Annotated in this window: 11 protein-coding genes and 1 riboswitch; of the genes, 3 read left to right on the top strand and 8 right to left on the bottom strand. The window is 66.8% G+C overall.

Annotated features, from left to right (window positions below; genetic code table 11):
- Window positions 1-109 precede the first annotated feature (109 nt).
- From IB243_RS10885 to otnI, 4 genes are all read right to left on the bottom strand, one after another.
- Window positions 110-1,603, bottom strand: a complete 1,494-nt coding sequence (locus tag IB243_RS10885; protein WP_057227723.1) for a M20 family metallopeptidase — start codon at window positions 1,601-1,603, stop codon at window positions 110-112.
- A 182-nt stretch (window positions 1,604-1,785) separates the two neighbouring features.
- Complete coding sequence (locus tag IB243_RS10880; RefSeq protein ID WP_192426932.1) at window positions 1,786-3,042, bottom strand: diguanylate cyclase; 1,257 nt, start codon at window positions 3,040-3,042, stop codon at window positions 1,786-1,788.
- A gap of 125 nt (window positions 3,043-3,167) precedes the next feature.
- Window positions 3,168-5,204, bottom strand: coding sequence for a methyl-accepting chemotaxis protein (locus IB243_RS10875; protein ID WP_192426930.1), 2,037 nt, complete (start codon window positions 5,202-5,204; stop codon window positions 3,168-3,170).
- A gap of 268 nt (window positions 5,205-5,472) precedes the next feature.
- The gene (gene otnI / locus IB243_RS10870; RefSeq protein ID WP_192426928.1) at window positions 5,473-6,285 is read right to left on the bottom strand and encodes a 2-oxo-tetronate isomerase; all 813 of its coding nucleotides are present in this window, start codon (window positions 6,283-6,285) and stop codon (window positions 5,473-5,475) included.
- 185 nt (window positions 6,286-6,470) lie between these two features.
- Between otnI and IB243_RS10865 the strand changes: the two genes are divergently transcribed.
- Both IB243_RS10865 and IB243_RS10860 read left to right on the top strand, forming a co-directional pair.
- Window positions 6,471-6,941, top strand: coding sequence for a MerR family transcriptional regulator (locus tag IB243_RS10865; protein ID WP_192426926.1), 471 nt, complete (start codon window positions 6,471-6,473; stop codon window positions 6,939-6,941).
- 84 nt (window positions 6,942-7,025) lie between these two features.
- Window positions 7,026-7,676, top strand: a complete 651-nt coding sequence (locus IB243_RS10860) for an NAD(P)H-dependent oxidoreductase (RefSeq protein WP_192426924.1) — start codon at window positions 7,026-7,028, stop codon at window positions 7,674-7,676.
- On the opposite strand, the gene IB243_RS10855 is transcribed toward IB243_RS10860, so the two are convergent.
- The 4 genes from IB243_RS10855 to IB243_RS10840 form a co-directional block, all read right to left on the bottom strand.
- The gene (locus tag IB243_RS10855; RefSeq protein WP_192426922.1) at window positions 7,645-8,793 is read right to left on the bottom strand and encodes a glycerophosphodiester phosphodiesterase; all 1,149 of its coding nucleotides are present in this window, start codon (window positions 8,791-8,793) and stop codon (window positions 7,645-7,647) included. The two genes, IB243_RS10860 and IB243_RS10855, sit on opposite strands and share 32 nt — an antisense overlap.
- Window positions 8,794-9,001: 208 nt before the next feature.
- A complete protein-coding gene (metW, locus tag IB243_RS10850) occupies window positions 9,002-9,586 on the bottom strand; it encodes a methionine biosynthesis protein MetW (RefSeq protein ID WP_192426920.1) in 585 nt (194 codons plus the stop codon).
- Window positions 9,583-10,788, bottom strand: a complete 1,206-nt coding sequence (locus IB243_RS10845) for a homoserine O-acetyltransferase (RefSeq protein WP_192426918.1) — start codon at window positions 10,786-10,788, stop codon at window positions 9,583-9,585. Before IB243_RS10845 ends, metW begins: the two co-directional genes overlap by 4 nt.
- A 248-nt stretch (window positions 10,789-11,036) precedes the next feature.
- On the bottom strand, window positions 11,037-11,603 hold the full coding sequence (locus IB243_RS10840; protein ID WP_010464869.1) for a TMEM165/GDT1 family protein: 567 nt from the start codon (window positions 11,601-11,603) through the stop codon (window positions 11,037-11,039).
- Between the two features lie 9 nt (window positions 11,604-11,612).
- Window positions 11,613-11,807: riboswitch (yybP-ykoY riboswitch) on the bottom strand.
- 332 nt (window positions 11,808-12,139) lie between these two features.
- Here IB243_RS10840 and IB243_RS10835 point away from each other — a divergent pair.
- Window positions 12,140-12,535, top strand: a complete 396-nt coding sequence (locus tag IB243_RS10835; RefSeq protein WP_010464871.1) for an RNA-binding protein — start codon at window positions 12,140-12,142, stop codon at window positions 12,533-12,535.
- Window positions 12,536-12,656 lie beyond the last annotated feature (121 nt).

Below are 12,656 nucleotides of genomic sequence, written 5' to 3'. Positions count from 1 at the left end.
GAAGGAGAGATCCGTCAGGAACAGCACACCCCGTGCAGCCCGGGGCACAGGCCCCGGGGCTGCCAGAGGGGGCCGCGAGGGGCCGGGCAAGGGGTAGGAAGAAACAGCTTTAGCCCGCAACAGCCGCCGGTGCCACCACCTGCTGCGCCATCGAGGCAATCACCTGCGCCACCGAGGCCGTGAGGCGCTTGGCATAGGGCACATGCAAAAACTCGTTGGGACCGTGTGCGTTGCTCTTGGGGCCCAGCACGCCGCAGACCATCATCTGCGCGGCAGGAAAACCTTCGCTGAGCATGTTCATGAGCGGGATGGTGCCGCCCTGGCCGATGTAGCCACAGGGCGCGCCGAAGTGCGCCTGCGAGGCCTCGTTGAGCGCCTGCTCGAACCAGGGCGTGGTGGCGGGTGCATTCCAGCCCGTGGCGCCACTGGTGCCCTGGAAGGTGACCTTGGCCTGGTAGGGCGCGTTGTCTTCGAGCAGTGCCTTGAGCTCCTGCACGGCCTGGCCAGCATCGACCAGGGGTGGCAGGCGCAGGCTGAGCTTGAAGGCGGTGTAGGGGCGCAGCACATTGCCCGCGTCCTGCAGCGCCGGGAAGCCCTCGGCGCCGGTCACGCTGAGCGTGGGCTCCCAGGTGCGCTTGAGCAAGGCCTGCAGCGGGTCGGTGGTGGTGGGCAGCGCAAAGGTGGTGGAACCGCCGCAGTCGTAATGCGCCCAGGGGAAACGCTTGTACACCTCTTCGCCCAGAATGGCCGCCGTGGCGCGGGCCTGGGCCACGCGGTCGGCAGGCACTTCGCAATGGAAACTCTGGGGCAGCAGGCGGCCGGTGGCGCTGTCTTCCAGGCGATCAAGCACCTGCCGCATGATGCGGAACGACGAGGGCACGAGGCCCGAGGCGTCGCCGGAGTGGATGCCTTCGGTCAGGATCTCGACCTTGAGCGTGCCGGTGGCCATGCCGCGCAGGCTGGTGGTGAGCCACAGCTGGTCGTAGTTGCCCGCACCCGAATCGAGGCACACCACCAGTGCCACGTTGCCCATGCGGGGCTTCAAGGCATCGATGTAGGGCAGCAGGTCGCGCGAGCCGCTTTCCTCGCAGGTCTCGATCAGGCCGACGATGCGCGGGTGCGGCACGTTCTGGCGCTTCAATTCCTGCACCGCGGCGATGCTGGCGTACACCGCGTAGCCGTCGTCCGCGCCGCCGCGGCCGTAGAGCTTGCCGTCTTCGTACTTGGGGGTCCAGGGGCCCAGGTCGTTGCGCCAGCCGCTGAACTCGGGTTGTTTGTCGAGGTGGCCATACATCAGCACCGTGTCGGTGGCGCCGGGCTGCGTGGATTCGATTTCAAAAAACAGCACGGGGGTGCGGCCGGGGAGGCGCACGATCTCGAGCGTGAGGCCTGCGACCTTTTGTGATTCGACCCACGCGGCAGCATTGCGCACCACCGTGTCGAGCAGGCCCTGCTCGGCCCAGTCGGGCGAGAACATGGGCGACTTGGCAGGGATGGCGATGTAGTCGGTGAGCTGACGAACGATGTCGTTGTCCCACGCCTGGCTGACCCTTTCAAGGGCCAGGGCGGGTTGAAGGGCGTGGGCGGGGACTCGGGCGTTCATGGGCGGCTCTCCTGAATACGGGTGATCTTGTGGACCGAAACCAGCATTCCAACACAACGCCTGTACGGGCGCCATCGCAGATCTCCAAACACCCTGACAGCGCTCCCGCCGCGCTGCAGCATGGGGTTCCGCCCTTCTTCAGGGGCGTGCCCAGCGTGCCCGTCCCGCGTCCCTCTTGGGGGTCAATACCGGGAAACAGGATGCGTGTCGGGATTGGCCTGTACCGCCGCCAGGGAGGCGGGGCGCCGCAGTCCGGTGGCCACCTCCACGCGGTTGCGGCCATTGTTCTTGGCCTGGTAGAGCGCACGGTCGGCAGCGGCGATGAGCATGTCCCAGCTGTCGCCGGGCTCTAGCCGGCCGCCGAAGACGCCGATGCTCACCGTGACGGCAATCCCCAGGGCAGCGTCGGTGCCGGCGTCTGGCGCGGCCCCGCCGGCTGCGCGGATGCGGCAGCGTGATTCTTCCACCGCCTTGCACAGTTCCCGCGCCAGCTGCTCGGCCCCCAGCAGTGTGGTGTCGGGCAGCACCACCATGAATTCCTCGCCCCCGTAGCGGCCCACAAGGTCCTGTGCCCGCACGCGCTCGCTCAGCACGTTGACCACGCTGCACAGCACCTGGTCTCCTGCGGGGTGACCATAGCGGTCATTGACCCGCTTGAAGTGGTCGATGTCCACCATCATGAGCGCAATGGATTCGCGCGAGCGCACGGCGCGAGAGACGTCGCGGTCCAGCGCCGCGATCAGCGAGCGGCGGTTGGCCACACTGGTGAGCGGGTCCAGCGCGGCCATGATGCGGTTGTTTTCGTCGGCACGGTCGCGAGACATGAACACAAAACCCATGGAGCTGATGAGCACCACCGAAAACGTGCCCATGAACGTGAGCGTCTGCAGCAGGCTGCTCTGCAGGATGCTGGTCGCCGCTTGGCTGCCGCCGAAGGCCAGCAGCGCGCGGCCACCCAGCACGACCGCCTCCAGCCCCAGCCCCGCCACCAGCAGCCACTGCGCGCGCCCCACCGTGGCGTGGCGGCGCTCCAGGGCCGCCGCCAGGGCCCACACGGCCTGCAGTCCGATGACCAGACCCACAAAACTCGCGCGCGCCGGAAAGTTGTCTATGAAGACCACCACAAAAGCCGTGACCAGCGCAGGCGGCGTGAACAGCAGCAGCCACCGTGGGGCACGCCCCTGGAACTGGTAGATCGCCGCGATCATCCCCACGAACACGCAGGACAGCAGCACGTTGCCCAGCACGATGGACAGCACATCGGGCACCTGGCCCCGCAGCATGATCAGCAGGTGCCCAATGGCATTGACCAGCAGGGCAGCGGCCCACCGCCCCAGGCCATCGCGCCGTCGGCCCCACCCCACCACCGCCATGGAGGCGGCCATCATGAGCGAGCTCACAATGATCATGACCAGCATGGTGGGAACGTGGGCGGCCATGGCAGGCTAGGTGGCGTGGTCGGGACAAAGGAAGTTCAGGCCAGCATAAACCAAGGGCCCCGCAGAACAAACCAGAGGATGACCACCGCGCCCTGGAGCGCGCTGCGCGCGCGCCCCCTTTCCCGTCATTGCAACTGCGCTGGCGCCCACGCGCCGCTGCCCGGGGCCTGCAGGGCCGGGCCCGCCGAAGGCGCGGCCAGCGCGGCCACCGCAGGGTACCCACCGCTGCCGTCGCCGGGCGAGAGCTTGAACACCTGCACCGCCCCGGCCAGGCGCATGGCCTGCTCGCGCAGGCTTTGAGCCGCTGCGGCGGATTCCTCCACCAGCGCCGCGTTCTGCTGCGTCATCTGGTCGAGCTGGTTGACGGCGGTGTTGACCTGGCCGATGCCGTCCGACTGCTCGCTCGACGCCGCCGTGATCTCGCCAATGATGTCGCCCACGCGCTGGACCGAGCCCACGATCTCATCCATGGTGGTGCCCGCGTTCTGCACCAGGCGTGCACCGGATTCCACGCGCTCCACCGAAGCGCCGATGAGCGCCTTGATCTCGCGCGCGGCGGAGGCAGAGCGCCCGGCCAGGCTGCGCACCTCGCTGGCCACGACGGCAAAGCCCCGGCCCTGCTCGCCCGCGCGGGCTGCTTCCACGGCAGCGTTCAGGGCCAGGATGTTGGTCTGGAACGCAATCGAGTCGATCACGCCCACGATGTCAGCGATCTTGCGCGAACTCTGGTTGATGTCGCCCATGGTGGTCACTACCTGACCCACCACCTTGCCGCCACGCGCGGCCACTTCGGCGGCGGTGCTGGCCAGCTGGTTGGCCTGGCGCGCCGCATCGGCCGACTGGCGCACGGTGGAGGTGAGGTGCTCCATGCTCTGCGCCGTCTGGGCCAGGCTGCTGGCCGTGGCCTCGGTGCGGGCCGACAGGTCCTGGTTGCCGCTGGCAATCTCGGCGCTGGCGGTGGTGATGCTGTCGACCGCCGTGCGCACCTGCTGCAGCATCTGCGTATAGCGCTGGCGCATGCCTTCGACCTCTTGCACCAGCGCGCCGATCTCGTCACGCCGCGTGGTGCGGAAGGCCTCTGTCAGATCGCCCTGCGCCACCAGCGTGATGGCCTGGGTCAGGTCCTGCAGCGGGCGGCTCACGCCCCGGCGCAGCATGAGGAAAAGGCCCACGGCCAGGAGCACCACGGCCACCGCCATCAGGCCCCACACGGCCAGCGTCACGCGGCGCTGGCTGGCCATGGCCTCGCCGTCGGGCACCTCGGCCACCACCCACCAGCCGCCGCCGGTCTTGCGCACCAGGGCCCAGGGGTCGGTGGCGCCCGCGCCCAGCACCGGGGCGGCTTCGCGCACAAAGCCGTCCTGCGACGCGGCCAGCGCCTCAAAAAACGGACGGGCCTGCGGGTAGGCCTCCAGCACACGCTTGCCCCGCGCCGTGGGGTGGTACACAAACACGGCCTGGTCGAGTGAGGTGCCGGGGTTGATCACATAGGTGCCGCCGTGCTCGAAGAACTTCGTCTGCGCCACCTGCTTTTGCAGCATGGTGTGGAACACGCTGATGTCGTTGCCGATGAACAGCAGCGCAATCACCTTGCCCGACGCATCCTTGGCCGGCAGGTAGTGGCCCATGTAGGGCTTGCCGCCCACCACGGTGACGCCTGTATAAGGCTCGCCCTTGGTGACGGTGGCATAGGCCGGGTCGTCTTTGCCCAGCGGCGTGCCCTGCTGGCGCTCACCCTTGTCGTTCTTGACCGAGGTGGTCACCCGCATGAAGTTGTCGCCTTTTTTGGCGAACACCGTGGCAATGCCACCCGTCTCGCTGGCGAACTTGTCGACCGAGCCGTAGTCCTCGTTGACCAGCGCGCCATAGCTGCGCAGCTCGCCCGTGGCTTCGTCGAGCTGCATGGTGGCCTCGAAGTAGCGCTGAAAACCGCGCATGGTGAGTTGGACCAGTTCGCGGTTGGTGTTGTCGGCCGCGTCCAGCGACTGGGCCACGCTTTGCGCAGTGTCGCCCACGCTGGCCACCACCTGCGCCCGCGTGCTGCGCTCGGTCAGCACGGCAATGGCCAACCCCACCAGCACCAGCACCAGGGCCACCAGCGCGATGGCAGTCAGCGTGACCTGGCGCGCGACGGAACGGTTGTTGGCAAGGGAAGCGGCCATGCAGTGTGTCTCCTCTAGATTGAAAGCCCAAAGCCAGCTGAGCCGGTCTCAGAAAGGGTTCTCAAACGCCTGAGAACACGCTTCTTCACTCTAAGTCCGGAGACTTGTTACATTTATTCACGCATTCCCTTACGCAAAGCTGCGTACCTCATCGCGGCAGGCACATGGGCCGTAGCCTGCGAAACTGGCGCTGCCCGAGCCGAGGAAGCCGAGCAAGGACCGCCCCCGCAGCGAAGGCGCGCCCTCGAGGGGGAAGGCGCAAAGCGACTCAGGGGGTCTTCCTGTTCATCCAGCCCAGGCCTTGCGAAGTGCCCGCCGCCGGCCGGTACTCGCAGCCGACCCAGCCGCCGTAGCCCAGCGCGTCGATGGTGTCGAAGAGGAAGGGGTAGTTCAACTCGCCCTGGTCCGGTTCGTGGCGCCCAGGCACTCCGGCAATCTGGATATGCGCCACCCGGCCCGTGGGCAGGTACTGGCGCAGCTTGGTGGCCACGTCACCTTCCACGATCTGGCAGTGGTACAGGTCCATCTGCACCTTGAGATTGTTGGCCTGCGCGGCGTCGAGCAGCTCGTGGGCGTGGTCCTGCCGGTTCAGAAAGTAGCGCGGCACGTCGCGCAGGTTGAGGGGCTCGATAAGGATGTCGCGCCCCGCGCGCGCAGCCTCGGCCGCCGCCCAGCGCAGGTTGCTGACACACAGGTCCTTGAGCGATTCGCGCTCCACACCGGGCGGCACGATGCCCGAGAGCACGTGGATGCGCGGGCAACCCAGCACCTCGGCATAGCGCAGGGCTTCTTGCACGCCCGTGCGGAACTCGGCCTCACGCCCGGGCAGCGCTGCGGTGCCGCGCGCGTTCTGGTCCCAGGCCGCCGCCATCTGGATGCGGTCGGTACCGCCGGGCGGGGCGTTGAACAGCACCAGCTGCAGGCCGTTGTCCGTGAGCCGCGCAGCGACCTCGGCGGGCTCGAAGGCGTAGGGAAACAAGAACTCCACCGCCGTGAACCGATCGCGCGCCGCAGCGGCAAAGCGGTCCAGAAACGGCAGCTCGGTGTACATCAGGCTCAGGTTGGCGGCAAACTGGGGCATGGCGGGTGCGGGCGGGAGATGGAAGAGGGAATCAGAGCGCCGCAGCTTATCGTGTGGCATCGGGATCTGCGGGACCTCCGACACTTCACCCAACCAAAATATGAGTCAAATTGGCCGCTAGCGCTTTATCTATAAGCGCTAACAGCTATTATTTTGATAGTTTTCACTCCACACCAGGACCTCCCATGCGCATCGGAGAACTCGCCCGCCGCACCGGCACCACGCCCAAGGCCATCCGGCTGTACGAGTCCCGTGGCCTGCTGGGCACGGTGGCGCGCGCGGGCAGCTACCGCCACTATGGCGAGGCCGACGTGGCGCGCGTGTTGCTGATCCGCCAGGCCCAGGCGCTGGGCTTTCGGCTGTCTGAACTGGATGGCCTGCCCCACATCGACACGGCTGCGGGCTGGGAACGCATGGCCCAGCTCGTCGCCGGGCGGCGGGCCGCCGTGGCGCAGGAGCTGGCGCGCCTGGCCGCGCTGGACACACAGCTGGCCGTGCTGGAAGCCGAACTGCACACCTGCGACACGCTGGCCGTGCCCGTCACGCCCCAGGCGTGCGCAGCACCGCCCGCATTGCCAGTGATGCCGCCAGAACACAAATCCGCGCCATTCAGCGCAGCCACCACGGCGGGCGCCGCAAGGTTCGCCACCCCTTGACCTGATCGCTGACCTGACCGCTTGACTCTGTCCCATGGGGCAAGGTGACCATGGCGCCATCAACAACACCGTGATGGAGCCTCTGTGGCAGAACAACACAATATTCTGGTCATCCTGGGCCACCCCGCCGCCAACAGCCTGTGCGCAGGCATGGCACGCGCCTATGCCGAGGGCGCCCGGCACGCCGGGGCGCAGGTGCGGTTTCTGGATGTGGGGCAGCTCGCATTCAACCCGCTGTTTCAGGGCTACAGCGCCGTCCAGCCGCTGGAACCCGACTTGCTGGCGGCGCAGGCCGACATCACCTGGGCCCACCACCTGGTGTGGGTCTACCCCATCTGGTGGGGCGCCATGCCGGCGCTGCTCAAGGGTTTTATCGACCGCGTGCTGCTGCCAGGTTACGCCTTCAAGTACCGCAAGGGCTCATCGTTGTGGGACAAGCTGCTGGCAGGCCGCTCGGCCGAGCTGCTGGTGACCATGGACTCGCCGCCCTGGTACTTCCGCTGGGTCACGCGCATGCCGGGGCACCACCAGATGAAGAAGGCCATCCTGGAGTTCTGTGGCATCCGGCCCGTGCAGGTGCACAGCTTTGGCCCCGTGCGCAGCGCCAGCGCCGAGCGGCTGGCGTTGTGGGTGGAAAAGGCGCGGCAACTGGGACAGCGCCAGGGCACACGCGCTACACCGGGCAAGCCGCGCCCGGCGCCCGTCACTTCGTCGCCGTCATCCCCTTCGCCGTGAAGGCCTGGACGGCAGCGCGGCCCACGGCGGGGTCGTCGGTGAAGAAACCGTCGATGCCTGCGCGCAGATACGCCGTGATCTCGCCCACGCTGTCGCCGCGCGCGGTGCCATCGGTGTTGGGCGCCTTCTTCAGGCCAGCGGGCAGAAAGGCGTTTTCAGGCCGCAGCGTCCAGATGTGCACAGCCAGCCCGGCGGCATGGGCCTGTGCGACCAGCGGCGTGGGTTCGCCGGGAACACCGTCTTTCACCGGCACCACCAGCGTCTTGAAGGGGCCGATGGCGTTGGCGTAGGCGGCCACCTGCTTGAGGCCTTCGGGAGTGATCAGGTCGGCATAGCTGCGCGCATTGGCCGCGCCTTGCGCCACAAAGTCATACGGCCGGCCCGAGGGCGCCACCAGTTGCACCAGGCGCACGCTGCTCTGCTTGCGGATGGCCTGCAGGTTGCTGACCTCGAACGACTGCACGAACACGGGGGCGTCCTTGTGGTTCCAGCCGTTTTTCTCCAGCACGGCCAGCAGCGGTGCCTCCAGCGGCTGGCCAATGGACTCGAAGTAGGTGGGGTGCTTGGTCTCTGGGTAGATGCCGATCACACGACCCGTTTTGGCACTGGCCGTCTTGGCCAGATCGATCACCTCCTGCAAGGTGGGCACCTCGAACTGGCCGTTGTAGGCCACATTGGCCGGGCGCTGCGCCGGGATGCGCTCGCGGGCGCGCAGGGTTTTGAGCTCGGCCAGCGTGAAGTCTTCGGTGAACCAGCCGGTGATGGACTGGCCGTCGATGGTCTTGGTGGCCTTGCGCGCAGCGAACTCGGGGCGGTCCACCACGTCGGTAGTGGCTTCCTTCACCGCGCCGTCGGCGCCCAGGATGGCGATGGCATTCTCGTGCCGCGCCACCAGCACGCCGTCCTTGGTGATCACGAGGTCGGGCTCGATGATGTCGGCGCCGTCGTCGATGGCCTTCTGGTAGGCCGCCAGCGTGTGCTCGGGCCGCAGGGCCGAGGCGCCCCGGTGGGCGATGACGGTGGGCGTGGGCGGCCAGGCCTGCTGAGCTGTGGCGCCCAGGGCCCAGGCGGCGAGCAGCGCGGCGGCAGCCACGGTGCGCAGTGCAATGCGGTTCATGCGGGTCTCCTTCAGTCCTTGCAGGAAGAGCGCACCTTAGCCGATGCGGTTGACAGCCGCGTGTCGCGTCGCTTCGCGCACCTCGGGAGCCGCCATGGCATGGGCCTCTTCGCACTCGCACCCACCGTTCGGGCCGAGCCTGTCGAAGCCTTGCGCGGCGCTTCGACTGCGTCAGCGTGAACGGTTCAAGCCGATGGACGCCGCATCGCTACGCATGTTCAAAATGGAACACTGCCGTGCTGGCCCGCATGTTGGGCAGCCAGCGCACTTCCTGCCCGTCCTGCAGGCCGAAGGACTCCAGGATGCGCAGGCTGTTCTTGGTGGCCAGCACCTCGAAGTCCTTGTAGGTGCCCACGCGGATGTTGGGCGTGTCGTACCACTGGTAGGGCAGGCGGCGCGTGACGGGCATGCGCCCGCGCAGGACGGACAGGCGGTTGGGCCAGTGCGCGAAGTTGGGAAAGGCCACCACGCCGGTGCGGCCCACGCGGGCCGTTTCGCGCAGCATGACCTCGGCATTGCGCAGGTGCTGCAGCGTGTCGATCTGCAGCACCACGTCGAAGCTGTTGTCGCCGAACATGGCCAGCCCTTCGTCCAGGTTGAGCTGGATCACGTCCACCCCGCGCTGCACGCAGGCCAGCACGTTGGCATCGGCGATCTCCACGCCGTAGCCGCTGCAGCCGCGTTCGCGCTGCAGGTAGTCGAGCATGGCGCCATTGCCGCAGCCCAGGTCGAGCACCCGGCTGCCCTGCGGCACCAGGCGCGCCAGCGCCTCCATGGCGGCTTTGTCGGTCATGGCTGCACCTCCTTGGCAATGCTATCGAAGTAAGAGCGCATCACGCCCATGTAGCGGGCGTCATCGAGCAGGAAGGCGTCGTGGCCGTGGGGTGCGTCGATCTCGGCGTAGCTCACGCTGCGGCGGTTGTCGAGCAGGGCCTTGACGATCTCTCGGCTGCGCTGGGGCGAGAAGCGCCAGTCGGTGGTGAAGCTCACCAGCAGGAACCGCGCCGTGGCCCGCGCGAGGGCCCGCGTGAGGTTGCCGGCGTGCGCGCGGGCGGGGTCGAAGTAGTCGAGCGCGCGGGTGATCAGCAGGTAGGTATTGGCGTCGAAGTAGTCGCTGAACTTGTCGCCCTGGTAGCGCAGGTAGCTCTCGATCTGGAATTCGATGTCCTGGGTGCTGTACAGATAGTCGCGGAGGTCCGGCGCTGGGCCGCCCCGAGCCGGACCAGCCCCCTCGGGAGGCAGCGAACCACGCGAAGCGGGGAGCGTGGGCGCACGCAAGCTGCGGCCGAACTTCTCGTTCATCACATCGTCGCTGAGGTACGTGATGTGGCCGATCATGCGGGCGATGCGCAGGCCGCGCTTGGGGATCACGCCGTGGCGGTAGAAGTGCCCGCCGTGGAAGTCCGGGTCGGTCACGATGGCGCGGCGGGCGACCTCGTTGAAGGCGATGTTCTCGGCCGTGAGGTTGGGCGCGCTGGCCACCACCACGGCGTGGCGCATGCGCTCGGGATACTGCAGCGTCCAGCTCAGGGCCTGCATGCCGCCCAGGCTGCCGCCCAGCACGGCGGCCAGTTGCCGTATGCCCAGGCGGTCGAGCAGGCGGGCCTGGGCGTTGACCCAGTCCTCCACCGTGACCACCGGGAAGTCCGCGCCGTAGACCTCGCCCGTGTCGGGGTGCGTGTGCATGGGGCCGGTGGAGCCGAAGCACGAGCCCAGGTTGTTCACGCCGATCACGAAGAAGCGGTCGGTGTCCACCGGCTTGCCCGGGCCGATCATGTTGTCCCACCAGCCTTCGCTCTTGTCCTGCCCGGCGTAGACGCCCGCCACGTGGTGGGAGGCGTTGAGCGCGTGGCACACGAGCACGGCGTTGGAGCGGTCGGCATTGAGCGTGCCGTAGGTCTCGTAGGCCAGGTCGAAGGCGCGGATGGTCGCACCGCTTTGCAGCGGCAGCACCTCCGCAAAGTGCATGGTCTGGGGTGTGGCGATGAACGACATAGTTGGAACTGGTGGGCCCTCACGTTCCACCGCTTGCGCGCGCCGCTGCTCCACAAGGAAGCCGCTTTTGCCTGGAGACCGGACCCAGCGCAAAAAAATACCCGGCGTCGCTAAAAACGAGGCCGGGCAGATGTGTCGGACGGGTCTTTAGCAGGATTTATAAAGCGCCCGCAAGCTGTGGCAAATCGGCGCGTTTGGCAAATATACCAAAGCAGAGCCCCAACGCACAGCCCGTCGCACCGACCAGATCAACCTGCAGACGAAAAAATCGCCAGCAGCCCCAGCACCAGAAAGATGGCGGCAGACACCAGGTGCACCGCGCGGATGGGCACCTTGCGCGTGATGCGCTCGCCCAGCCAGACCACCGGCGCATTGGCCAGCATCATGCCCAGCGTTGTGCCCGCCACCACCCACAGGTAGGCGTTGTATTTGGCAGCCAGCATGACGGTGGCGATCTGGGTCTTGTCGCCCATCTCGGCCAGGAAGAATGCGACCACGGTGGTGCCAAACACACCCCAGCGTGGCGATCCGTCGGCTTCACCCTCATCGAGCTTGTCGGGGATCAGCATCCAGACCGCCATGGCAATGAACGATGCACCCAGGATCCAGCGCAGTACCTGGGGGCCCAGGAAGGTGGTCACCCAGGCACCGACAGCACCGGCCAGGCCGTGGTTGACCAGCGTGGCGACCAGGATACCGAACACGATGGGCCAGGGTTTGCGAAAGCGTGCCGCCAGCACCAGCGCGAGCAGCTGCGTCTTGTCGCCCATCTCGGCAAGCGCGACGATGGCGGTAGAAATGAAGAAGGCTTCCATGGGGGAGGGGGTCCTATCCGGCCGGATGGGTGAAAAACGCATTGACTGCACCCCGACTCCGGCCATGTGGATCGGTTTGCAGTCAATGGTCTCGCCCAGTTCAAAAAAACCGCATACGCCATAGGTTTCGAAGAACCCAAGTGTGTTGACGCATGCCCCCGGCGCGTTGCGCGGCCGGGCGGGCTACTCCCCAAAGACCCGCGTATTTTACCCTGCTGGCGGACAGGGACCTCGGGCTGGGCCGTCGGTGGCTGGCGCCTGAGTACGGCGGCATGGCACCACAAACTGTGCGGGTTTCCCCTGAATACCCCTTGCGCGCAGCCCGGAATCTCTACAAATTTGTGCCCGATGAGTGGCTTTCCCCAGAAATAAACCCCACACACCTCATAAAGTGATTAATAATGGGTTCGCTTTTCTGCTTGCAGGAAAGCAGTTGGCTTAGCGGTGAATGGTCAGTTTCGCGTCTTTGAAGTCGTCACAGGTTTGTTGATTGCGTCGGACTCCATCGCGTTTTTGTGTTTTTTCAGGAGTCCTTCATGGGCAACAAACTTTACGTGGGCAACCTGCCTTATTCTTTCCGCGACGAAGATCTGCAACAGACCTTCAGCCAGTACGGCTCGGTCGGCAGCGCCAAGGTCATGATGGAACGTGACACCGGCCGCTCCAAGGGTTTCGGCTTTGTCGAAATGGGCAGCGATGCTGAAGCCCAAGCCGCCATCCAAGGCGTGCATGGCACCAACTTCGGCGGCCGTGACCTCGTGGTCAACGAAGCCCGTCCTATGGAGCCACGCGCTCCCCGTAGCGGCGGCTTCGGCGGCGGCAACGGTGGTGGTGGCGGTTACGGCGGTGGTGGCGGCGGCGGCGGTTACGGCGGTGGCCGTAGCGGCGGTGGCGGTGGTGGTGGTTACGGCGGTGGCCGTAGCAGCTACTAAAAAGACCTTGCTGGCAGACCTTTTCGTCTGCCAAAGGCAAAACAAAGGGGCCCCAGGGCTCCTTTTTTCATGCCTGCGCGGTATCGCCACCACAGTCGGCATTGCCGCTTGCTTTTTCACC

This window comes from Acidovorax sp. ACV01, assembly GCF_014851495.1.
GTDB classification, from domain to species: Bacteria; Pseudomonadota; Gammaproteobacteria; order Burkholderiales; family Burkholderiaceae_C; genus Acidovorax; species Acidovorax radicis.
Note: the sequence above shows the minus strand (reverse complement) of the source record. Positions and strands in the feature narration are given on the sequence as shown.

Bases quoted from the DNA above. Each gene is read 5' to 3' on its own strand.
- IB243_RS10885 (WP_057227723.1), bottom strand. From the start codon at position 1,603: ATGAACGCCCGAGTCCCCGCCCACGCCCTTCAACCCGCCCTGGCCCTT.
- IB243_RS10880 (WP_192426932.1), bottom strand. From the start codon at position 3,042: ATGGCCGCCCACGTTCCCACCATGCTGGTCATGATCATTGTGAGCTCG.
- IB243_RS10875 (WP_192426930.1), bottom strand. From the start codon at position 5,204: ATGGCCGCTTCCCTTGCCAACAACCGTTCCGTCGCGCGCCAGGTCACG.
- otnI (WP_192426928.1), bottom strand. From the start codon at position 6,285: ATGCCCCAGTTTGCCGCCAACCTGAGCCTGATGTACACCGAGCTGCCG.
- IB243_RS10865 (WP_192426926.1), top strand. From the start codon at position 6,471: ATGCGCATCGGAGAACTCGCCCGCCGCACCGGCACCACGCCCAAGGCC.
- IB243_RS10855 (WP_192426922.1), bottom strand. From the start codon at position 8,793: ATGAACCGCATTGCACTGCGCACCGTGGCTGCCGCCGCGCTGCTCGCC.
- metW (WP_192426920.1), bottom strand. From the start codon at position 9,586: ATGACCGACAAAGCCGCCATGGAGGCGCTGGCGCGCCTGGTGCCGCAG.
- IB243_RS10845 (WP_192426918.1), bottom strand. From the start codon at position 10,788: ATGTCGTTCATCGCCACACCCCAGACCATGCACTTTGCGGAGGTGCTG.
- IB243_RS10840 (WP_010464869.1), bottom strand. From the start codon at position 11,603: ATGGAAGCCTTCTTCATTTCTACCGCCATCGTCGCGCTTGCCGAGATG.
- IB243_RS10835 (WP_010464871.1), top strand. From the start codon at position 12,140: ATGGGCAACAAACTTTACGTGGGCAACCTGCCTTATTCTTTCCGCGAC.